The sequence below is a fragment of the Exiguobacterium acetylicum genome (assembly GCF_022170825.1).
GTDB lineage: Bacteria > Bacillota > Bacilli > Exiguobacteriales > Exiguobacteriaceae > Exiguobacterium_A > Exiguobacterium_A acetylicum_B.
The window spans coordinates 770,068-792,544 of record NZ_CP081878.1 but is presented as its reverse complement, the minus strand read 5'-3'; the positions used below and the strand labels follow the sequence as shown (position 1 = coordinate 792,544).

Below are 22,477 nucleotides of genomic sequence, written 5' to 3'. Positions count from 1 at the left end.
GGTAGTGATTGACCCCACATCCTCAATCAAGCGCAAGGTGACTTCCCCGAGTCAAGAGCGTTTAAGAACTTACTTTTTCTAACCAGCGGAATCAAATGGGACCCACCCATTTCATCACGTGACTCATCGTGTGTCCATTCGCATGACTTACGACGTTCCCCCTTAGATCGTCTCATCCGAATGGACCACAGATAGCTCGATAAAGAAAAGACCATCCCCGTGGTCGAAACAGACCTATCTCGTAGTCTAGATGTTCGCTCTGGTGTAGAAGTAATCTGAGACTCCCCGGTCTCAGACCATAGAAAAAAGACCTTGGTCCCCGCCGAGGTCTTTTTTCTATGGTCTGATATTAAATCGTTGCGAGTAACTTCATTTTTTGCCAACGGCTGACATAAGCACGTTTCGTAAAGACATCATAGTGATTGTCCCGCGCTGCATCAAGAATGCCGCGATATAGGAATGCAGCAGCTTTTAAAGCACGCCGGCTCTCACGTGGATATCGTTCAAACGATGGAATCGCAGCATCGTACAGATGCTCCGCTCGAAGTGCGACCTCTTCCCAGAGTCCAATGAAGTCTCCCGAAGGATGACCCGCGAGTAACGATTCCGATGTGACACCGTACGTTTCCATCCAAGAATGTGGTAAGTAGATACGACCACGTTTGGCATCTTCACCGACATCACGTAAAATATTCGTCAGTTGCATCGCAATTCCAAGATCAATCGCAGATTTTCGAAGATCTGGTTGTTGCGGCGCAAGAATCGGTAATAACATCAAACCGACGGTACTCGCTACGTAATAGCTGTATTGCTCCGTCTCTTCGAGCGTCTGATAGCGATTCTTCTCGATATCCCAACGCATGCCTTCCGCAAGTTCGAGGAACGGCGTCTCATCCATTTCATAGCGTTCAAACACATCTGCTAACGCGATCCACAATGGCTTATCGAGTACTTCTCCATCACGGAAACGTTTGAATTCATCTAAGAAAGCCATCAAGCTTTCTTTTGGTGTCTCCGATTCATCGACGGTATCGTCGAGGAATCGGCAAAATGTATAGATGGCATAAACCGCTTGTCGATCTGCTTTTGGTAAGAGTGAAAAGGCTTTATAGAACGTCTTAGATCCGGACTGAATGACTTCCTCACATTTGATATACGCGTTCTGGATCGTCACTGAATTCATGTTTCCACCCCATCTCTTGTTCCATTCGGTCTACGAGTATCGTTGCGCCCATCATGACGACTGGTACCCCTCCACACGGGTGTACCGATGCACCAACGGCATACAGTCGATCAATATCAGGATACGGTTTTGCTTGTGTCTTTAAGGCAGCCGATTGACGAATCGTCGGAGCAATCCCAAAACTACCTCCTTGGTATAATCCAAAGGCCTGCGCATCATTCGGTGTACGAATTTTCATTTCTTGTATCTTTTCCCGGAATCCCGGATGATGATGCTCAATTTTTTCAAGTACAGTCTCGATGAAGCCAACATTTTCATAATCTTCTACACCGTAACCACGCGGAGAAGGTATCAATGAGTAGACGACGCTATCCTCAGTCCCTGTCAAACTAGAGTCAATCTGACTCGGATGGAATAGGTATACTGCCGGATGATCTGGTAAACGTCCTTTTTTAAAGATGTTTGTCATGAGGGGTTCTAAATCATTTGGCATCAAGAATCGATGCACCGGTAAATCGACTTTCCCCTTCATTTTGAAATACAGCAATAGCGTTCCGCCTGAAGGAGCATACGTTTTTGGTTTTTTACCTTCCACAAGACGTTCCATCAATGGAAACTCACCGTTTAGTACGATTTGATCGAATGCTTCATGCGTCCCATTTTGTAAGACGATTTCCTTTGCCTGTCCTCGATCGACGACGATTCGTTCGACTGGTGCTTCAAACACGAATCGAACACCGCGCTCGATCAACGTGTCACGCATACGCTCAGCAAGCGAAAAATAGCCGCCTTTTACATACCAGACACCTTCTGCTTGTTCCCGGTACGGAATTAAACCATAGATTGATGGTGTCGTATAGGGGTTCCCACCGATATAGAATGTCGGGAAGCTATATGCCATCCGTAAATATTTACTTTTGAAATAACGCTTCAAATGTTCATGTGCAGTCTCTAAAGCATGCATCTGTAATAATGGACGCATCATTTCTGGATGCAACAACTCCGTTTTACGATGATATCCGCGTTCTAAAAATTTCGATACACTCGTCTCATAATCCTTTTCTTTTTGATGCATGAATTCATAAAATCCACGACCTTCACCGAATTGACGTTCAATCGCGATCGCTTGATCCACGATATCGGCTACTTTCGTAACAACGGTACCATCGTCAAAATGAAGATCATATAGTGGATCGACCCGCTCAAGTTCTACTCCTGTCACACCTGCTTCTGCCAATTGCTCTTTTAACTTACCTGGCATTAAGACGATCGTCGGTCCTTCATCGATTCGTCCACCCGATTCAAAATCGACGGATTGTAATCGTCCACCGACGCGTGATTCTTTTTCAAAAATCGTAATCTCCACTCCAGGGTGTCGTGACGTCAGCAAAAGTGCTGCATGCAACGTTCCAACACCCGCTCCTACGAATCCTATCTTCATGTCCGCACCCCTTCTTTTTTGAGCACGAGTTCTGCTGTGATACGAGCGGATTCGAAAATCGTCGGTAAGCCGCTCCCCGGATGTGTGCCTCCTCCGACCAGATACAAGTGATCGAGCTCTTCGAACTTGTTGTGCGGTCGGAAATACATCATTTGCGTTAACTGATGACCGAGATTAAATGTTGCCCCTTGATGAATCCCCATCGCTTCCCAGTCATCCGGTGTGAACATCTCTTCGACTTCGATCGCCGCCTCAATCCCTTGATACGGCGAACGCGTCTCAAGTGCGTCAAGGACACGACGGCGTAGTTTTGGTCCTTCGATCGACCAATCGAGTTCGGAGTAATTGTTCGGCACTGGCACTAAGACGTACATAGCAGACTTGCCTTCAGGTGCTAGCGTCGGGTCAAGGACGGATGGATTTTGAACATAGAATGAAAAATCATCCGATAATTCTAAAGTCTGTGTCATCTCACGAACGTTTTTCTCATAATCTTCTGCGAAGTAAATTGTATGATGCGGTGCATCGAACGTTCGGTTGACGCCAAGGTATAACATGAACGTCGAACACGAGAATTTTTTACGATCAATTTTTGGTCGGGACCATTTTTTCAACACACCTTCCGGCACAAGATGATTCATCGCATGTGCAAAATCAGCGCCGATGATGACTTCATCGAATAACTCATGCTGACCTGACTCGAGGATGACCCCTTCGACGGCTTTCCCGTTTAAGATCAATTGTTTGATACCCGCACCTAACTGTACGGTTCCACCGAGCTCTTCAATCGCGCGTTGCATCGCAAGCGGTACTTGATGCATCCCACCAATCGGATGGTGGACGCCGTAAGCATGTTCCATGTAAGACAAGATAGAAAAACCACCCGGACATTCCCAAGCTGACATCCCTAAATACTTCGCTTGGAACGTGAAGGCATACTTCAGTTCTTCGCTCGTGAAGTAATCGGATAACACGTCATAGAGCGATCGTCCGAGTGAAAGACGCGGAAGCGCCGTTAAGACACGCGGTGATAAGTAATCCGTCAGTCGATCGTGACGTGTTTGTAAAATCGGCATCAGTTTGCCAAGCTTAAGCGCTTGCTCTGCCATGAATCGATCGTACCCCTCTCCGTTTCCAGGAAAGTGTTGCTCAATCGTCTCTTTCATCCGGTCCCGGTCCGTCGTCATCGTGAAATGCTCCGTCCCGCCTTTAAAATAGAGCGTATACATTGGATCAAGTGCCTTTAGATCTAGATAGTCTTCTAACCGAAGACCAGCTTCTCGAAAAACATTTTCTAAAATATGCGGCATATTAAGGAATGTTGGTCCTCGATCAAACGTGTAGTCACCTAGCTTGACGGCAGAAGTTCGTCCACCGACTTGCGTTTGTTTTTCGTAAACGGTGACGTCTACTCCTTTTCCTGCTAATAACAAGGCACATGCAAGTCCCCCAGGTCCTGCACCTATCACTGCTACGCGTCGCTTCACCCAAATCTCTCCTTTTTATCTCTCATCGTTTCAACTATTATACTAAGCACATAGTAAAAGCGACAAATTTAAACTGTCTTCTAACTGTAAAAACGCCAGACTTCGCTTAGGAAGTGGCGTTTGCAGTGACGATATACCAGGCACCTTCTTTTAGGAACGGTGTGATCGAAATGTTTTCAAACCCAGCTTTCGATAAATCCTCTTTCAATTCTTCCTTACTCGGTAACGGATACAAATTCTCATGCAACGTCATAAATGCATTAAATGCTGCCGAGAATGGTGCGCCATGTGAACTGTCTCGTAATGGTGTAACGAGAATGACTGTTCCATCATCCTTGACGAAACGACGTACTCCTTCTAGTAGCGCAAGACGTTCCGGTTGCGGGAAGTAGTACAAAATATTATTCATCATGACGCCGTCATAGGTCTCTTTGACATCGAATGTTTTAATATCCCCGACTACGAAATCGATTTCACCACTTGTATCGCGTCGCTTCGCTTCCGCAATGACTGACTCTTCGATATCAATTCCGGCAAGTCGCAAGTCAGGCAATGCCTCATGAATTTTGCGGAGATATCCACCGTAAGCGCAACCGATGTCGAGAAGTGATGTTAGATTACGACTCCGAATGATATGGCGTACGGCTGGGAAAGCGACCGTTTCAACAAGAGCTGAAGTTTCAGCTACGATGTCTCCATGTTCCTCTCCATTAAAAGTCTTCTGTTGTCCCTCTTCTAAAAACTGAGGATAAGAGAATAGCGCTGGTAAATGTAACTCCATCATTTCGGACAACATAAATCCGATACTACGGTCGTCTGATTGAGAGAGTTCTGGGAGAACATGGCGCGTCGCCGTATAGCGCAAATCTTTTTTCTTCAAGTGACCGACTGCGACGCCGACTTCGAACCATCGGGATAACGCTTCCTGTGTCAGCGGACGTTGCATCCGTAGCTGTGCCTCTGCTTGTGTCGCTCCCGTTTGAAGAGCATCGAATAATCCATATTTATAACCGATATATCCATGCCAAAGTGGTAACACCGGTTCTGCACGTTTCATCCATTTTCGTGCCCGAAAAACTTTCGTCCATTCCTTCAACTGTGCCACAAGCGTTCCCCTCTCTACTGTGTAATACATCCCTTTTCCCAAATAACAACCACTTGTAAACAAAAATTACTAACAGACATGACAAAAAGAGTCCTTTCCACCTATGAGGTCGAAAAGGACTCTTTGATTTCGCATGAACTTAGAAGAATTTCATGCCGTATGGGAGTGAATAACCGAGGAATACGGTAACGAGGACGAGCACGATGAATCCGATGACGAAACCGGAATAGGCTTTTCCTTTTTTAAGCCGAACGAGTGTCAACTCTCCGAAAATGAGCGACAATAATCCGAGTGTGATCTTCGCATGGTAGAGTGGGTCTGGATTTTCAGACATCCCCATGATTTTGATGTACAGATAAAGACCTGTTGCGAACGTCAATAAAAGCAAAAGACGGAACGCCATATGAATGCCTTTTGCGGCTTTCTTGTTGTTCTTGTACATTGAAAATGCGACGAAGAACGTAACCAATAAAAGTACCCAAAGTAAGACGTGTGTGTGAACGAATGCTGTGATTGGCATTTCATTTCCTCCTTTCTTTTCCTATTTCATCGTATCTGATTTTAGGACGAACACCTAGTCTTATTTTGTTGATATATGGTTTTTTCAGGAGATTGTCACATGTGTAGACTGGACAAGTGGAAATTTGACAGTGAAGAGACTACCTTCCCTGACGACCGATTCCACGTGAATGTCTCCACCATGACCGGTGACGATTTCCTTACAGATGGCTAGACCTAGACCGGTACCACCAATCTTCCGACTATCCGAATTATCAACGCGGTAGAATTTTTCAAAAAGACGACTGAGCGATTGTTCTGGAATCCCGATTCCCTCATCTCGAACTTGAAGAATGACTTGATCAAGTGATGTCGTCAGTACGACATCGATCGCACCGCCAGATGGTGAATATTTCACCGCATTATTCAATAAATTATTGAGCAACTGTCTAATTTTTTCTTCATCTGCTTCAATGATAGGTAACTGATTTCCCTCGTGACGGAATGTAATCTGATGGGCCTGTGTCGAAGCTGCATAAAACTGTGTCGTTTCTTCAGCAATCGTATAGATGTTCACGGATGCTTTTTTATATGATTGTGTCCCTGACTCCATGCGCTGAACGTCTAAGAAATCGTTGACGAGATTCGCAAGACGTTCCGTCTCAGAATGAATCGTTCGTAAATATCGGTCTTGGCGCGACTCTTCGATATCTCGATTGAGCATGAGCTCTGTAAAACCGTAAATCGAGGAGAGTGGTGTCCGAAGTTCATGCGATACGGTTGAAACAAGTTCTGATTTTAAGCGATCCATTTCCGTCTCTTTCGTCACATCACGCATGACGAGCATCGTTCCTTTATGCACGTGATGGATCTGGATCACCTCGACATAAAATTGAATGAATACCGTTTCGTTTCGAATCGAAAACTGTAAACTATCCGTCGGTAATTCTCCACGCAGAACTGAATCAACGTATCGACTGAAGACTTCCGGTTCATCGACGACGGATCGAATGACTTCTAAGCACGTTTGCAATGTCTCCTGTTCAGTTTGAACACCAAAGCGTAATTCCGGGAATAAGTCGTATAATGGTCGATTGACGAAGACCTCTTCTTTACCCGGTTCAAGATAGATGACGGCCTCTCGAATCGAATCGAGAATTCGCTCCGTCTTCGCCTTTTCTTTCGTCATCTCGTCAAACAATCGCATCCGTAGAAGCGATAGCGATAATTGACGGGAGAAGGACATGACATCACGCATCTGTTCGTTCGTGAACTGATCGCGGTAACGAACTAAGTAGATGTACGCGATGATATCATCTGCCGTTGGATCGAGAATCGGCACAGCCGTTTCGTACATATAGTACGGATACGGTAATGGATGATTGCTTGCGACTTGTTTAGAAGAATGAACTGGTGTCTTAAGCGATTCGGCTCGTTTTAGCAGTGACGCATCATTTTGGAGCAACTGCTCTGCCAGTTCATCCGTCATCCCGTAAGTGACGACAGAATAACTATCTTCTTCATCCACGAACACTAATGCACCGATCTCCGAATCCGTGATCGTAACGAGCTTCTCGATGATTTCAGGATAGGCGGTCAACGATTCACGTGCCGCTAATGTCTCCGTCAAATCATTACGATACTGGAGATGTTGCTCATTGCGCATCGTCAGCTCGAGTGCTTCTTCGAGCTCTTCTTGCTGGGCTTGAAGTTCTTCTTGCTGGGCCTGTAGTTCTTCCTGTTGTGCCTGTAATTCTTCATTTTTCGCTAATAAGTGTTGTTTGTTCTCAGAAATTGAACTTGCCATTTGATTAAAGGATAACGCGAGAATACCGATTTCATCTTTACGATTTGGCACCTTTACGCTCGAAACATCCTCACCATTTGCAAGTCGTTGACTATTTTTGACGAGAGATAGCAACTCCATCGTAATCCGGCGAATGAACGGATAGATAAAGAAAATCAAGACGGCAAGCAAAACGACGATGTTCGCTAACCAAATCAGCTGCGTTGTCCGGATTTCTCGCTCCAACTGGTCACTCGTCCGCTGTGCCCAATCTTCTAAAAATTCACGATAGCCACCAAGCGCTAACTCACTTTTATTGATTTCTGACAGTACATCAATATTTCCTTGAGCATCTAACTGAATCTGACCTTCAGCTAATAATTGCTGACCGAGCGGTAAATCAGCAAGCGTTGTTCCTTTTAAGAAGGATTCTGTGACGTCTCCTGACTCTTTCGCTTGGACATAGGATTGAATCAGCGGCAAGATAGCATCGAAATAATACTCATACAATTCTCTCGAGGACTGGGCGAATGCCTTTCCTTGATCGTAGATAGCATTTTTTTCGAACCATTCTGTCTGTTGATCAATCTTGTCTTGTTGGGCCATGACTTGATTGTACAATTCTCCATTTCCCATCAAGGCGTATCCACGCATGTTGAACTGGACATCCTGCCATTCTTCCCATAAAGCACCGGCACGTGCACTTCGATCACGAATATCTTCTAATTTCGCTCGTGTCGCCTGCAATTTCGTATCGGTATAGTTGTAGACGATCAATGATGAAATCATCAATGTAGCTAATACGACATAAAAGGATGCCATGAGTTGGCGTCCGATTTTTCGATTAATCCACTTGGTGATCACTCAGTATTCCTCCCACGACATCAATCAGTTCTAGAGGACTAAATGGCTTTGAGAAGAAATAGTTCGCACCAATTTCTTCTGCCCGTTCTCGATCTGATTGTTGGCTCTTAGCCGTCAGCATCATGATTTTCAAATGTTGCTTATCCGGATGTTGTCGCACTTTCTCGATGACTTCAATTCCTGTCATCCCAGGCATCATATAATCGAGCAAAACGAGGTCGTACTCTGCGTTCATGATCTTTTGATACGCCTCGTCTCCGTCAGTCGCTTCATCAATCGTATATCCTTCATCTTCTAGTGTATCGAGTACCAACATTCGTAAGACATCTTCGTCTTCCGCTAATAAAATGCGTGCCATCTATTAAAACCTCCCAAAATTATCCACCATCAAAGTGACATATCTTCTTTATTTTACACAGTTCCTTCACAATAAGAAACGGAAATCACTCTATAAACTGATTTTACCTCCTTATTCCTCATCCCTCTTTCGACCTATACTAAAACCTCCTTCGTCTCTACCTTAAGTAGGAAGACGAAGGAGGTCTCGATAGTAGCAATGATAAATCAAAATAAATCGATCGTTTCGTTTAAAGCAAACGCATAGATGACTTTACGTGAAATTTGAATATGCAGAATCGCTTCTAATGCTTCTTGATACAGATTCAACTGAGTCGCATACCGTTCCCGTAACATGTCAGCAGGTGTCTGTCCAATTTCCGTCGTAACGATTTGATCTGATTTATAGTCTAGTAGAATATACGATTCTCCATCCTGAATCAAACAATCGACGATCCCCTGCATGACGGCATCATCCGACGGTCCCGTCCAGTCTTTCCGAAAACGTGACGCTTCGATTTTATACGTAAACGGCAACTCTCGATAGACTTGGTTCGTCCGCAATCGTTCACAGAACAGTTGCCCGATTTCTGAATCGAGGAATCCTTGTAATTGCGCTGTTGCTTCCCGCATCGTCGTCGCTTCGATTGGTGTAATCCGCTCAGTCGCTTCCCATTGATCAATTTGTTGCGCAATCGCTTCGTCCGGTTCATACAATTGCATCGCTAAGTGTAAGACCGTTCCTCGTTCCGCCCCACTGAGAACAGGTCCGAGGAATTGTGGCGTTCGATAATACGTCGTCTGGCGATATGTCGTTTCAAACGCTGCACGCTCGAGCTGTTCCGCACGCTTGAGTTCCGTAACAGTCTGCTTCGCTGCCGTTTCCGTCGCAAGTAGGTGTGGATACTGATACGCAAATGCCGATTCGACAAATTCCTTCACTTGAGAATTGACTGGTACATCAATTTTTTCAAGCTGTTGGACATGCTCAAGCTGCTCCACAAGTGTTGAAATTTCTTGATACGGTGCTAATTCTTCTAACGACATCACACGAATGGACCAATCCGTCTCATCCGGGCGCAATAAGCTACTGCGTAAAACTGCCGGAACAACCCATTCCGCATAACTTTTCGCTTGGCGTCGGTCATTTTCAGGTAGCAAAACTTCATCCGGCGGCGTCATCTGCCAATTAGCCATTTGATCTTCTAGATCCTTGACAGTCCCGACAAGAATTAATTTTTCCTTCGCTCGCGTCATCGCCACATACAAGACGCGCATCTCTTCAGCCTTCATCTCTCGATCCATTTCCCGGCGAATGACTTCTTTTAGGAGTGTCCCAGATCGCAAACGACGAATCGGATCAATCGCATCCAGCGCAATACCATACGTCTTATGCAACTGAATCGCCTGTAGTTGATCCTGTTTGTTAAATTGCTTCGTCAATTGGCTGACGATCGTCACTGGGAACTCGAGTCCTTTTGATTGGTGGATTGTCATGATTCGAACGACGTCCTCATCTTCTCCGAGTGAGCGTGCCTCTGCAAAATCTTCTCCTCGTTCAATCAATCGATTGATCAAACGAAGAAAACGATACAGTCCACGATAACCGGACGTCTCATACTGCTTTGCTCGCTCGTACAGGGCACTTAAGTTCGCTTGTCGACTTCTCCCTCCGGCAAGGCAACCGACGTATTCAAAATATCCAGTTTGATCAAAGAGCGACCGAATGAAGGCAGGAAGTGCACTTCCCCGTGCTTCTGTTCGCCATGCTTGGATTTGACGGATGATTTCATCCATCCGGATACCGAGCGCTGACTCTTCTGTCGCCATTGCTAACGCAGCCTCGTAAAAGCTGCCTTCTTTTTGTTTAGCTCGAATCCGACCTAGATCGCGATCTGCCACACCGAAAATCGGAGATCGGAGCAGACTCGCGAACGGGATGTCTTGGAGTGGATTATCGATTGTTTTGAGTAATGCCATCATGATTTGAATTTCCGTCGCTTGGAAATATCCACCCGTCGTATCCGCATAGACAGGAATCTCATACTGTTCGAGTACTTCAACGAGTGCCTGAACGCGCTTGCCGCGAGAACGTGCCAAGACGACGATGTCACGATATTCACAGGTCCGGAATCGGTTTGCTTTCGCATCATAGATGAGATGTGGGTGCTTTGAATCAACGAGTTCTAGAATTCGCGTCGCAATCGCTCGTGCTTCCACCTCTTCCTTTTCACTATCAAGCGGATCAATCAATAACAACTCCGGCGCCACTTGCTCCGATTCTAGATAACTCAGATTCCCGAGTCGAAGGTGTGCCGCTTCATCGTAATCAATTTCGCCAACCGTCTCATCCATGACTTGGCGGAAGATTTGATTCGTTCCATCCAGCACCTCAAGACGACTTCGGAAGTTTTTGGTTAGATCAATGCGTGTTCCAACGTCGGTCTGCTGGAATCGTTTGAACTTCTCAAGGAACAATCCCGGTTCGGCATGACGAAATTTATAAATCGATTGTTTGACATCACCAACCATGAATAAATTCCCTGTCGCCTCATCTGTTTTCGAGACCAATTGAATGATCCGTTCCTGGACTTCGTTCGTATCTTGATATTCATCGACGAGAACCTCAACGAATCGTTCTTTGAGAAGCTTAGCCACATCGGACGGTTGATCTTCTTCCGTCAAAATCTCTAGTGCAAAATGTTCCAAATCCGAAAAATCGACGATCCCACGTTGTTGTTTCGCTTCGAGATAATCGCTTGCGAATTGACGGACAAGTGTGACGATCGTTTCCACATGTCGGAGCTGAGACCGTAAGTCCTCCAAATAATCGACGCCTGTTTTTTGAACGAATAGTTCTTTCATTTTCTTAAACTCTGCTACAAGTCGTGTCCGCTCGGTTTGAAACGGTTTAATTCCTTCATCTCCGCGCGGACTCTTCCAGCGACCAAATTCTAATGCTTGAAAAGCAAACGCCACCATTGACCATTGACGTGCTGACGTCTCAAGTAAAGTAAAGGGAGCGATGTCCTGTCGCATCATGTTTCCCATTTCCGCGTAGCCAGATTGCTCCAGCTCAAACGCCAGTTCTCGGTAACGCCCTAATAAATTCGAGAGGCTTTCCCATTCTAATTCGACCAGTCGCTGCATCAGTGGAGAATCATCCGGGTCAATCGGCTGATCGTACTGACTGATTAAATGTGCATAAAAGGCTTCCGGGTCCGGTAAGGAACGAGAAAAGCGATAGAGATTCGAAATCAGTGACAGCATCGCTTGATCATCCCGATCCGACGTATAACTATCGATCAAATCATAGAACCCTGGATCCTCAGAGGCATAAAAGGACTCGAAGACTGCTTCTAAGACATCGTCTTGTAATAATAGTAGTTCGGATTCATCAGCAATTCGAAACGCCGGATCCAGACCAATTCGATAATAGTTCTCGCGTAGAATCGATAAACAGAACGAATGAATCGTCGTGATTTGTGCCCGGTTCATCAATTGACGTTGCTTTTTTAAATACAAATCGTCCGGTGCCTCTTTGATACGTTGGTCCATGACCTCGATGACCCGCGTCTTCATCTCACGTGCTGCTGCATTCGTAAAGGTAGCAACAAGAATCCGGTCTGCCGATAACTCATCTTCAGGATCAATCAATCGTTGCGTCAGTCGCTCGACCAGGACGGCTGTCTTCCCTGACCCTGCTGCCGCTGAGACTAAGATATGTCCACCTCTTGCTGAAATGGCTTGTTGTTGTTCTTCCGTCCAACGTACACTCATTCTTCTTCCTCCTTCAGCCGTTCCAGTACTTCTTTTTCAGACATCGGTTTTAATGGGCGATAGTGATTACCGAGTGATTCATCGAATTGACACACTGAGCGATACTCACAAAAACTACATGGTGTCCGCTCCTGATAATCAAATGGATTGATCGCAATATCTCCGTCATAAATATCCTGACTGCTCTCTTTTAGCGCTTCCCACGCATGATTCATCAATGCCGATAAATCTTCCTCTTGGACGACACCTTTCGTTTGTGTCTTATGGAGTCCATTTTTCGTAAACGTCACTTTGACGAGCGGTGATTTTTTTCGTTCGTCGTACGCAATGTGATCCATCGCTCGTAGTACTTCGTCATTCTCTAGGATGACGCCTTGCATTTGATAGGACTCGAGTAACAGTCGATTGCGCTCTTCTTCGTCAGCAGATAAATCGCCCCGTAACATCGGATTCTTGACGTGGAAATACAATGCACCAGCTGGTTTTGCCTGCTGTTGATAAAGTAATTCTGACTGTTCTACGACTGTCTTCAAATAAAGCAACATTTGAATGGCGAGTCCATAATAGATTTCCGCGAAGTCCAGGCCTCGGGCACTTGACTTGTAGTCGATGATTCGAACGTATAACTGATCACCGATCGTTGCCTGATCAATCCGGTCGATCCGACCTGTGAATTCAATTTCCGTTCCGTCCGGTAACGTAAAGCGTAATGGTGGGAACGTTGCATTACCAAAACTGATTTCGAATAAGTCAGGTTCAAAATCGGTTCGTTTTGCTTGTTCAACGAGCATTTTCGCTGTTTGCTCCACAACATCCGTCAATTTTTTCTTGATATATCCGAACCGACTCGAACTCATTAAAATCGCGTTCTGAATTTCCGGTGTCACCTTCTCGACAGCTTCCTTTGCAAGTGTTCCACACGTCTCACCGTCGAGCTCTCGCCATTGTCGTCCAGAAGCCTTAATGCTGAGTGAAAGATCATTTAGTGCACCATGGAACAAATTCCCGATGTCCGGTGCTTCGAATTTATACAGCTTCCGCTCGCGTAAACGAAGACCATACCGCGCAAAATGCTTATACGAGCAGGCATTATACGTTTCAAAACGTGAAACACTCGCTTGTAGCGAATCACCGTATAAACGATGCGCTAACCCTTCTGGTAAGGCTTCTGCTTGATTTTGATAGAACAATGCACTCGAGAATAGTCCCATCCGTTCACGACCCTGACCGTTCTCAAGAAGCGTATTGTATACTTCGAACCAAATCGGCTGAATCGGATAACGGCGTTGAAGACGGCGGAGTTCGATTGCTGTCGCTGCAGCCGCGCGATCTGGACTCGTCACGAAATCGAGTTGTTCTTGCGGTGCATGTTCGCCTGCCTCTGCAAAATGTGTCTTAATCGGACGATCAAGCAACAGTTGTCGCTTTAATTGTTTCGTGATGGCTGCAGGCTGAAGCGCCTTTCCTTCTTCGTCGACAAGTGCATAACTGACATACAATGCTTCGCTTGGAGCCATCATCCCTTGATAAAGATAAAACAGCTCATCATCAAACACGTCGAGGGACGCTTTTCCAACCGGAATGCCATGTTCGTGTAAAAAGTCATGATCATTTTCAGACAGTAACTTCGATTGATCTTGAACAAATGGAATCAATCCATCGTTTGCGCCAAGTAAAAAGACGACTTTCACCCGTTGGAGCCGTCCGCGGACATAGTCTGTCGCGATGACTTGATCGAGCGATGGAGGAACAAGCGCAAAACGAAGGCTTTCAAGTCCTGTCTCGACCATTTGAACGAACAGATCTGTCGGTAGCGTATGCTCTGGTGCAGCAGCTTCCAACTGTTCAAATAGGTGAAGCATCGCTTCATATACTTGATCATGCTCTCGAGCAGCAAGAAGCAGATCTTGCTCTAGTGCTTGCTTACGCCACTCCATCAAACGTTCTGCAATTTTTTGTTCTTCAAGGAATTGATAGAGACCTTTCGTATAGGCGCTCATCGTCTTCGCCTGCTTTAATCGACGGTGCAATGGTTCAATCACATCGACTACGAACGTTCGTAACCGGTTCAACTCTTCTTCTTGTGCGAGTTCCTCTTCCGTCAAGCGAACTTCTTCTGCTAAGCGCCGCTTTAATTGCCATGGTTGTTGCCACATCGATCCTTTAATTCCTCGTTCAAGCACGAACGTCTCGAAACGATCGAGCGCTAGACGAGCATCTTCTGCTGGAATTGATAATAGCTCCGTTTTAAGCAAACGAAATACCGTCTCCTCTCGGTATCCTGACGTTACGATGTCTAACGCAGATTGAATCAGATCAACGAGCGGATGGTGTACCATCGACTCACGTTGATCTAAGAAATACGGGATATCATACATTTGAAAAGCTCGTTCCAAATGATCCGCATAAGGCTCGAGATGCCGCACGACAAATGCCATTTCATGGAATCGATATCCTTTTTTCCGAACGAGTTGAATGGCCTTTCGAACAGCTGCCTCTGCTTCGACTTGACGATTGACCGCAGCTGTCATTTGAAAGCCATCGACGTCGTGATCGACAGATGGATATCCTGGCTTTAACAATGCCTGCTCCAAATGCCGTAGACCGTCAGAGCGGAACTTGACCGGCTGATCATACAATACTTCTTCGTATGGAATCGATTGTTCTTGCATTTGACCAACCAATTGCATGTAGCACCGCTGAGAAACGCCAAAAGAGGTTTGCTTCGCATACGGATCCGTTGCGTCCATCGTAAAACTGATGTGCATCTCACTTACTTGTTGCATTAAGGCAAGCAATACTTGCTGTTCCTGAAGCGAAAACTCGTAAAATCCATCAACGATGATCGTCGCTTGATGCAGTCGTGCTTTAGGAAGTAGCGTCAGTAACGTCGTGTAGTAGTCGTCTGCATGGAGTGCTTTATTCATAATTCGATCCGTGAAACGTTCATAAATCAAAGCGAGATCGTTCAATTTTGGTGATCGTTCGAGAGAGCGATCACTTACTTGACGCAACATATCTGGTTCAATTAACGAACGTTTAAATGATGCGATCAGTTCATCGAGTCCTTGGAAAAATCCCGGCATATTTTTTGTTCGTTTAAAGATTTTCAGTTCGTCTTCTGATTCCTCGACGACCTGTCGGAGTAACAACTGCGTTCCCGTCTCATCAAGAAAGGGAATGGCTTGATTTCCGTAATCGCGTAAAATATGAAACGCAAACCGACGTAAACTCATGACCTCAAGACGAACAAGACCGGCAATCCGTTCGTCCGTCGCAATCCGACGCTCCATTTCAAATGACATCTGATCGGGAACGATAAAATACATCTTCTCACCGAGTGGTCGTTGCTCGAGTTCTTGTACGACGCGCTCGATCAACTGTGTCGTTTTTCCGCTACCGGCACGCCCAATGTGCATATGGTTCATCAAGAAAACCTCCTCTTCGTTTTATCTACATCTAGTATCGCACAAACAGGAACAAATGTACTGTTTTCGATGAATGTCTTTTCCATCTACATTTGCTATAATCAGGACAAATCTTATGTAAAGTTGGCGATGATTCATGTCACTCTATGAAACGCTTGGAGGCGAGCAAGTCCTCGCATCCTTGATTCATTCGTTCTATCATCAAGTCTACCACGATTCATTGTTGCGTCCGTTGTTCCCTGATGATCGACACCGTGTCGAACAAGCACAACTCTCTTTTTTGACCCAGTTGACGGGTGGTCCCCGCAATCCGAATCAAGAACCAACGAGTTTAGCAATGATTCATCGTCTATTACCGATTCATGAAGAGCACGCCATTCGCTGGTTAGAACTGATGGAAGTCGCTTCCGTCGAGGCGATTCCAAATGAAGAGGCACGAGGACAACTCATGGAGCGACTACGGATTGGCGCGATGAATGTGTTGCGCGTTTGTGAAGCACACCAGATGGATTGAGGGATTTTCCTTTCTCATCTGTCCAATTCCATGTAAAATAATAAATGGAGGCGATAAAACATGACGGAAGAACAAGAACAACGACCGGAACTCGTAAAGAATGCGATCGAGCAAGCAGAAGCATCGACGAACCAGGACGATACACTCGAAGAAGAACAAACGGAGGAACAAAAAAAGTTAGACCATATCAAAGGTCTCGTCACACTTGAACGTGGATCTGATTACTATCGTGTCGTTTTTTATGACGATCACAAACATCTGATCTTCAAGGAACTTGATTACGATCGTGTAGACTTCGTAGGTCGTTTCTATAATGATAGCTTTGATCCGACGAACTTGACGGAACTAGAAGAAATCGCAGAAAAAGCACTCTCGACTTCTTTACGAAAACGATTCCTTTAATGCATAGAAGAAGCCGCACTCCTAAGGGAGAACGGCTTCTTTTTTATTGCTCGGATTGCTTTTTCTTGCGACGAAGGACGTAAGCCAACACACCACCAGCAACAGCGATCCCTGTTGCTGCCAAGATTGGGAATAAGACTTTTTTATTCGATGCGAGTTTTTGTTTGACTTGTTCGAGACGCGACTTATTCGTCTCTTTCAAAGCGATTGATGTCCGACGATTCATCGTGACGTGTTTCGCAGCATCTGTCACGACGATCCGTTTCGTGACCCAACGACGATTGCCAGCATCATCAACGACCAGTTGTCGCGCTCGCTTAATTCCTTTAATTCGTTTACCCGGTGTATTTTCCGGACGCACGATGCGGGAACTGATAAAGCGTCTGCCTCCAGTCGCACCAAATCCAGGCTGTAATTTCCGGCGATTTAACCATTCGTATGATTCATTCATCGTGTCGCGGTAAAAGTTACCGCTTCACCTCCCTATGATTTCTCTCTCTACTGTTTCTCCTTACGTAAGTAAGATTCCTGTTATGTGTTTCCACTTTTCATCGATTCTTAAACTCAGGTACCTGAAAACGACGTTGCATTTCATACGCCAACTCGAGTGTTTTAATGCGTTGTCGTTCGATGCTGTACGCAGAGGCATCCGTGTCAATGCATTGACCAGTCTGGAATTCCACCTGTACTTTACCGGATTTCTTCTGAACAGTCTTCATCTGTTTAAAATTAATCCAAATGCACTCCGCTTTTTCTTTTGCCGTCGTCGGAAAGAAAATCGTTTGCGCCTGCCAATCTACTAAAACAGGTGTTTTTCGATTCGGACCAAGAATATGCCGTGCTGCTTCGATTCTTCCACGCATCGACGACCCAAAATACAAGCAGGACTCTTCGATCAACTTAATTGGATGTCCCTCTAAAATACTTTCAGAATGCTCCTTGATGACAAGTGTCTGTGGCTCACCGTACTGACCATATTGCGGGATCAAGGCTAACGTTTCTTCCGTGATCGGGTAAGACATATCCTTCACTCCCTTCCTGAATTATATTCGTTATATCAAATTGAAGTTTATTCTGCATGGTGCTCTCCATTATTTCCTAATGAAAAAAACGAGATCCTAAGATCCCGTTTTTAAAATTCTTCCGTCTTTTTTTCCTCTTGATCAATGAAATGACGCGGGAAATTAAAAATCACACAAACTTTCCCGACTCCATTTCCCGCAGACCGATTCTCAATCGCTACCGTTCCGTCATGACGTTCGACGATCCGTTTGACGATATAGAGACCGAGCCCAAACTTCCCTTCCTTGCCCCGTGAAAATTGATGGAACAGTGGTGAAGAGGCATCAAGCGGCGGACCATCATTTTCAATTTCGATGTGAACGTGATCTGCTGTTCCAGACAATCGGATATCAATCCGTGTTTCGGCATAACGAATCGCATTATCCATGACATTTTCAAGCGCAACACGTAATTGTTCGCCTTCCCCAAGAACGATCCCAGCTTCTCCACTGACATGCCATTCGAGTGACCTCGTTCCAGAAAATCGATTTTGCAACAGATGGATCATTCGATCAATATCGACGTTGTCCCACGTCGAACGATCGAGTTCAAAATAGTCGAGCTTCGTGACGTAAAGAAGTGCCGCGACTTTTTTCTCTAATCGTTCCGCCTCCTCATCGATGACTGATACGGATCCGGTTAAATCACCGTCAGGATAAATACCGTCTGAGATGGACTGAGCATAACTTCGGATGACCATGATTGGTGTCTTTAAATCGTGCGAAATGTTTTGAAGTAATGATTTTTGGGCCTTATCTTGTTTTTCAAGATCCATCCGCATCGCATCGACGGATCGTGCCAGTCGACCAATCTCATCCCCACGATCGAGCGGTAGTGGTGTATCCCACTTTTGAGCCGCGATTTTTCCGACTGCTCTCTCGATTTCGACGAGCGGATGCGTCAGACGACGCGCTAACCAGAAGGCAATGAATAACGTAAAAATACTACCAATGATGACGACGAAGCCGATTTTTGAAAACAGTTGTGTAATCAGTTCTTGTCGATACGCGTCCCAGACGTAAGAGACACGATAGTAGGTTTCGCCGCTTTCTTCCATTTTACGAATACTATAATAGACATCTTCTTTATCAAGACGTGTCGTATATTTCGCCGTGATCGTTTTTTGATCAATCGCGTCACGATACATCTGATTGATCAGTTGTTGTGGTGCCCCACCGTAATACAGTTTTCCGTTTTTTGAAAGGAGAAGAATATTAACGGAACGGGATTCTTGTTTCCGACGATCGAATTCAATCGGGTTATCTTGTAGCATCTCGATGACAGAGGCATCCTTCGAGAAGAAGACCTCACTATTCTCGAGCGTCGCATAGACTTGTTCATCGATGAAATTTCCGATCGATGAGCGGATGACAAGGAGAATGACTGCAGATAATGTGACGATGACGAGCAGAAACATCGCCCAAATCTGAAATCCGAGACTGCGATTTTTCATGCAGACACCAGGCGATAGCCGATGCCGTAAATCGTTTCGAGTTCCAGTTTCGATAATTTTTTGCGGACACGACGGACAAGATCATCGACGACGCGGTCCGAACCAAAATAATCGTCACCCCAGACACTGACGAGAATCTGCTCGCGAGACATCGGCGTTCCGATCTGTGTCGCAAATAAAATCAACAAATCGTACTCTTTCGATGTTAGATCGATTTCTTGACCATTTTCCTCGATGATGCGTTTCTCAGGGTAAATCATATAATCCCCGTATTGAATGACACCACTTTTCGGTGTCGCATACGTACGTGCCAAGATTTTTTTGACACGAATGACGAGTTCACGGGGAAGAAAAGGCTTCGCGATATAATCGTCTGAACCCATTTCGAGACCGATAATCTTATCGATATCTTCATCACGAGCCGAGATGAAAATGACAGGTGTCGTTTCATCATGCGCTTTGATTCGTTTAATCAATTGAAAACCATCCATATCCGGTAGCATGATATCTAAAATCCATAAATCCGGCTTCTCTACGATGGCAGAGGCTGCTGCCTCACCAGACGTAAACGATTTAACTTGCCATCCTTCTTGCTCCAAGTACTTCACGAGTACACGATTCAAGTTCACTTCATCATCAACCAAATAGATTGTATGCATGGCTCTCACTCCTCGACTAATGTGCTTTGTTTCAGTGTATCAAAGGAATTCCGCAAAATTATGGGAGAGTGGATAATAATTTAAAAAAAACCTTTCTTTTCAAAAGAAAAGAAAGGCGAAGTCATAAATTTTCTATTATTTGACGAGACGGAGCGCTGGATACGCTACTTGCTCGTTCTTTGAAGTCACAGGTGTTGCCTGTTGACGCCGTTCCATTTTTACGACGTGCGTCAAAAATCCAACGCCGCCTCCTAACAATACCGTTACACCCGTCATTAATAGAATCTCCATTTTCTTCGCCACCTTTTCCATCGCAATTGATAATCAGTATCATCCTCAAACTGACTATAGCATGCTCAAACGAAAATGAGAAGCGTTCTCACAAAATTAATCGTCTAAAAACTTTTTTTGTTCCAGTTCATGACGTTTTCGAATAATTTCCTTCCAATCGAATTGTCCTTGTTCGAGCCCATTAATTAAAATTTCAGCTGTCCCGACATTCGTTGCGAGCGGTAGGTCATACACATCGCATAACCGAATCAACGCCGAGACATCCGGTTCATGGGGTTGCGCTGTCAGCGGATCACGTAAAAAAATCACGATATCGATCTTTCCTTGTGCTACAAGTGCTCCGATTTCCTGATCGCCGCCAAGTGGACCTGATTTACAGCGATGGACATGCAGATCTGTTGCTTCCATGATTCGTTGTCCGGTCGTTCCCGTCGCATACAATGTATTTTTCTTGAAAAACTCTGCATAAGCTCGAGTAAAGCCCATCATCTCATCTTTTTTTTCATCATGCGCAATCAAAGCGATGTTCATCTGCATCTCCTCCTTCTTGTCTATGCACAGAAAAAGAACTTCAGAAACCTGAAGTTCTTTAGACACTTATGAATTCGTCGGTTGCTTTTTCAACACGGTGCGTAAAATCTTACCCGTCGTATTACGAGGTAATTGTTCGATGAACTCAATCTGTGTCGGACATTTATACTTGGCAAGTGATGTGGCACAGAACGTCTGTGCCTCCTCTTCCGTCATCGTCTCACGAGCGACGACGAACGCTTTGACGGCCTCTCCCATCTCTTCGTCCGGTATGCCGATGACCGCTGCTTCGATGACGTTCGGATGCTGATAGAGCACTTCTTCGACTTCACGTGGGTAGACGTTATAACCACCAACGATGATCATATCTTTTTTCCGATCTACGATATAAAAATAGCCATCCTCATCTCGACGTGCTAAATCACCCGTATACAACCAGCCATCGCGTAGCGTCGCTTGCGATTCTTCAGGCATCTTGTAATAACCCGTCATGACGTTCGGACCACGAACGATCAATTCTCCGACCTGACCATCCGGTAATTCTTGTCCGAGTTCGTCGACGACTTTATTTTCGACATCAACGATCGACGTTCCGATCGAGCCTGGCTTCTGGACACCATTGACCGGGTTAAAGCAAGTAACAGGTGACGCTTCCGACAGACCGTATCCTTCAAGGATATGACACTGGAATGTCCGGTCGAATGCTTCAAGAAGCGGAACCGGAAGACTTGCTCCCCCTGAGACGAACAAACGCGTCGACTCAAAGTAAGTCGCATATTCCGGATGAGCTTTTACGGTTTGCAGCAAGAAATTATACATCGTCGGCACGCCTGCAAAAATTGTGACATGTTCTTTTTTCGCTAACTCGAACGTCTCTTGTGGTGAGAAACGAGACGCAATGATGATCGATGCCCCATGTGCAAGTGAAGCATTAACGACGACCGTCAAACAAAAGACATGGAACATCGGTAACACAGCAAGTGTTCGATCGCTACTCGATACATGTAGATAATCTCCGATTGAACGCGCATTTGATGTCAGGTTTCGATGCGACAACATCGCGCCTTTTGGTTTCCCCGTCGTTCCACTCGTATAGAGAATGACGGCGATGTCGTCCAGTTCATTTGTTACTTCTGTCAATGGATGCTCGATTTCGAGCCAACGATCAAGTGTAATGAACGTCACTTGTTGATGCGTCTCATTTGGTCCTTCCTGACCTGCGTAAGGAACTGATACGACGATCTTAAGGTTTGGTAAATGAACAAGACGATCTTTTGCTGCTTCGACGAGTGGCGCAATTCCTAAAATCCCTTTTACATCACCATTCATCAGGATATACCCGATTTCATCTGGCGTGTATGTAGGGTTGATTGGAATCGCAATAGCTCCTTGTTTCATGATCGCGTAATATGCCACTAGGAATGCTGGGCTATTCCCTAAAATTAGCGCGACATGATCGCCTTTTCGAATTCCGTTCGCTTCGAGCGCGCCGGCTGCCCGGTGAAACTTCTCGACGAACTCACGATAGCTGACTTGCGTGTCCTCAAACACATACGCCGTTGAGTCCGGATGTGTTCGAGCTGTTTCCTCAACGGATTGAATCAATCCAAGCATGAGCAAAATTCCCCTTTCGAATGAATGACTATTCATTTTTTAC

General features: G+C 45.4%; 18 protein-coding genes. 2 read left to right on the top strand and 16 right to left on the bottom strand.

Features of this window, described 5'->3' with window-relative positions:
* Nucleotides 1–349: 349 nt before the first annotated feature.
* The 9 genes from K6T22_RS04085 to addB form a co-directional block, all read right to left on the bottom strand.
* Nucleotides 350–1,183, bottom strand: a complete 834-nt coding sequence (locus K6T22_RS04085; RefSeq protein WP_238239035.1) for a phytoene/squalene synthase family protein — start codon at nt 1,181–1,183, stop codon at nt 350–352.
* Nucleotides 1,143–2,624 (bottom strand): phytoene desaturase family protein, encoded by a 1,482-nt coding sequence (locus K6T22_RS04080; RefSeq protein WP_238239033.1) that lies wholly within the window; start codon nt 2,622–2,624, stop codon nt 1,143–1,145. The genes K6T22_RS04085 and K6T22_RS04080 overlap by 41 nt, the downstream gene beginning before the upstream one ends.
* Complete coding sequence (locus K6T22_RS04075) at nt 2,621–4,111, bottom strand: phytoene desaturase family protein (protein WP_238239031.1); 1,491 nt, start codon at nt 4,109–4,111, stop codon at nt 2,621–2,623. The genes K6T22_RS04080 and K6T22_RS04075 overlap by 4 nt, the downstream gene beginning before the upstream one ends.
* Nucleotides 4,112–4,217: 106 nt before the next feature.
* Nucleotides 4,218–5,216, bottom strand: coding sequence for a class I SAM-dependent methyltransferase (locus tag K6T22_RS04070; protein ID WP_050677169.1), 999 nt, complete (start codon nt 5,214–5,216; stop codon nt 4,218–4,220).
* 139 nt (nt 5,217–5,355) lie between these two features.
* Nucleotides 5,356–5,736 (bottom strand): DUF1516 family protein, encoded by a 381-nt coding sequence (locus K6T22_RS04065; RefSeq protein WP_023467392.1) that lies wholly within the window; start codon nt 5,734–5,736, stop codon nt 5,356–5,358.
* 84 nt (nt 5,737–5,820) lie between these two features.
* On the bottom strand, nt 5,821–8,364 hold the full coding sequence (locus K6T22_RS04060) for a HAMP domain-containing sensor histidine kinase (protein WP_238239030.1): 2,544 nt from the start codon (nt 8,362–8,364) through the stop codon (nt 5,821–5,823).
* Nucleotides 8,345–8,722 (bottom strand): response regulator, encoded by a 378-nt coding sequence (locus tag K6T22_RS04055; protein WP_023467390.1) that lies wholly within the window; start codon nt 8,720–8,722, stop codon nt 8,345–8,347. The genes K6T22_RS04060 and K6T22_RS04055 overlap by 20 nt, the downstream gene beginning before the upstream one ends.
* Before the next feature lie 206 nt (nt 8,723–8,928).
* On the bottom strand, nt 8,929–12,480 hold the full coding sequence (gene addA / locus K6T22_RS04050; protein ID WP_238239029.1) for a helicase-exonuclease AddAB subunit AddA: 3,552 nt from the start codon (nt 12,478–12,480) through the stop codon (nt 8,929–8,931).
* Nucleotides 12,477–15,908: a helicase-exonuclease AddAB subunit AddB gene (addB, locus tag K6T22_RS04045; RefSeq protein ID WP_238239028.1), complete on the bottom strand. Its 3,432-nt coding sequence runs from the start codon at nt 15,906–15,908 to the stop codon at nt 12,477–12,479. The genes addA and addB overlap by 4 nt, the downstream gene beginning before the upstream one ends.
* Nucleotides 15,909–16,044: 136 nt before the next feature.
* Between addB and K6T22_RS04040 the strand changes: the two genes are divergently transcribed.
* Both K6T22_RS04040 and K6T22_RS04035 read left to right on the top strand, forming a co-directional pair.
* Nucleotides 16,045–16,422 carry a truncated hemoglobin gene (locus K6T22_RS04040; protein ID WP_238239027.1) on the top strand — a complete coding sequence of 126 codons (378 nt, stop codon included), beginning with the start codon at nt 16,045–16,047 and terminating at the stop codon, nt 16,420–16,422.
* A gap of 60 nt (nt 16,423–16,482) precedes the next feature.
* Entirely contained in the window at nt 16,483–16,824 is a 342-nt protein-coding gene (locus K6T22_RS04035) for a hypothetical protein (RefSeq protein WP_053452671.1), read from the top strand.
* 43 nt (nt 16,825–16,867) lie between these two features.
* Here the strand turns inward: K6T22_RS04035 and K6T22_RS04030 are convergent, their stop codons facing one another.
* The 7 genes from K6T22_RS04030 to K6T22_RS04000 form a co-directional block, all read right to left on the bottom strand.
* Nucleotides 16,868–17,275: a hypothetical protein gene (locus tag K6T22_RS04030; RefSeq protein ID WP_238239026.1), complete on the bottom strand. Its 408-nt coding sequence runs from the start codon at nt 17,273–17,275 to the stop codon at nt 16,868–16,870.
* Nucleotides 17,276–17,372: 97 nt separating this feature from the next.
* Entirely contained in the window at nt 17,373–17,846 is a 474-nt protein-coding gene (locus tag K6T22_RS04025; RefSeq protein ID WP_238239025.1) for a competence protein ComK, read from the bottom strand.
* Between the two features lie 110 nt (nt 17,847–17,956).
* Complete coding sequence (locus tag K6T22_RS04020; RefSeq protein WP_238239024.1) at nt 17,957–19,339, bottom strand: HAMP domain-containing sensor histidine kinase; 1,383 nt, start codon at nt 19,337–19,339, stop codon at nt 17,957–17,959.
* Nucleotides 19,336–19,998, bottom strand: a complete 663-nt coding sequence (locus K6T22_RS04015; protein ID WP_023467381.1) for a response regulator transcription factor — start codon at nt 19,996–19,998, stop codon at nt 19,336–19,338. The genes K6T22_RS04020 and K6T22_RS04015 overlap by 4 nt, the downstream gene beginning before the upstream one ends.
* Before the next feature lie 135 nt (nt 19,999–20,133).
* Nucleotides 20,134–20,289, bottom strand: coding sequence for a hypothetical protein (locus K6T22_RS04010; RefSeq protein ID WP_023467380.1), 156 nt, complete (start codon nt 20,287–20,289; stop codon nt 20,134–20,136).
* A 96-nt stretch (nt 20,290–20,385) separates the two neighbouring features.
* On the bottom strand, nt 20,386–20,820 hold the full coding sequence (gene mgsA, locus K6T22_RS04005) for a methylglyoxal synthase (RefSeq protein WP_053452667.1): 435 nt from the start codon (nt 20,818–20,820) through the stop codon (nt 20,386–20,388).
* A 66-nt stretch (nt 20,821–20,886) separates the two neighbouring features.
* The gene (locus K6T22_RS04000; protein ID WP_238239023.1) at nt 20,887–22,434 is read right to left on the bottom strand and encodes a fatty acid--CoA ligase family protein; all 1,548 of its coding nucleotides are present in this window, start codon (nt 22,432–22,434) and stop codon (nt 20,887–20,889) included.
* Nucleotides 22,435–22,477 lie beyond the last annotated feature (43 nt).

What these genes read in the sequence shown, in the direction of transcription:
- K6T22_RS04035 (WP_053452671.1), top strand. Translation starts at nt 16,483, where the DNA reads ATGACGGAAGAACAAGAACAACGACCGGAACTCGTAAAGAATGCGATC.
- K6T22_RS04015 (WP_023467381.1), bottom strand. Translation starts at nt 19,998, where the DNA reads ATGCATACAATCTATTTGGTTGATGATGAAGTGAACTTGAATCGTGTA.
- K6T22_RS04025 (WP_238239025.1), bottom strand. Translation starts at nt 17,846, where the DNA reads ATGTCTTACCCGATCACGGAAGAAACGTTAGCCTTGATCCCGCAATAT.
- addB (WP_238239028.1), bottom strand. Translation starts at nt 15,908, where the DNA reads ATGAACCATATGCACATTGGGCGTGCCGGTAGCGGAAAAACGACACAG.
- K6T22_RS04080 (WP_238239033.1), bottom strand. Translation starts at nt 2,624, where the DNA reads ATGAAGATAGGATTCGTAGGAGCGGGTGTTGGAACGTTGCATGCAGCA.
- K6T22_RS04085 (WP_238239035.1), bottom strand. Translation starts at nt 1,183, where the DNA reads ATGAATTCAGTGACGATCCAGAACGCGTATATCAAATGTGAGGAAGTC.
- addA (WP_238239029.1), bottom strand. Translation starts at nt 12,480, where the DNA reads ATGAGTGTACGTTGGACGGAAGAACAACAACAAGCCATTTCAGCAAGA.
- K6T22_RS04055 (WP_023467390.1), bottom strand. Translation starts at nt 8,722, where the DNA reads ATGGCACGCATTTTATTAGCGGAAGACGAAGATGTCTTACGAATGTTG.
- K6T22_RS04065 (WP_023467392.1), bottom strand. Translation starts at nt 5,736, where the DNA reads ATGCCAATCACAGCATTCGTTCACACACACGTCTTACTTTGGGTACTT.
- K6T22_RS04020 (WP_238239024.1), bottom strand. Translation starts at nt 19,339, where the DNA reads ATGAAAAATCGCAGTCTCGGATTTCAGATTTGGGCGATGTTTCTGCTC.
- mgsA (WP_053452667.1), bottom strand. Translation starts at nt 20,820, where the DNA reads ATGAACATCGCTTTGATTGCGCATGATGAAAAAAAAGATGAGATGATG.
- K6T22_RS04000 (WP_238239023.1), bottom strand. Translation starts at nt 22,434, where the DNA reads ATGCTTGGATTGATTCAATCCGTTGAGGAAACAGCTCGAACACATCCG.
- K6T22_RS04030 (WP_238239026.1), bottom strand. Translation starts at nt 17,275, where the DNA reads ATGAATGAATCATACGAATGGTTAAATCGCCGGAAATTACAGCCTGGA.
- K6T22_RS04010 (WP_023467380.1), bottom strand. Translation starts at nt 20,289, where the DNA reads ATGGAGATTCTATTAATGACGGGTGTAACGGTATTGTTAGGAGGCGGC.
- K6T22_RS04040 (WP_238239027.1), top strand. Translation starts at nt 16,045, where the DNA reads ATGTCACTCTATGAAACGCTTGGAGGCGAGCAAGTCCTCGCATCCTTG.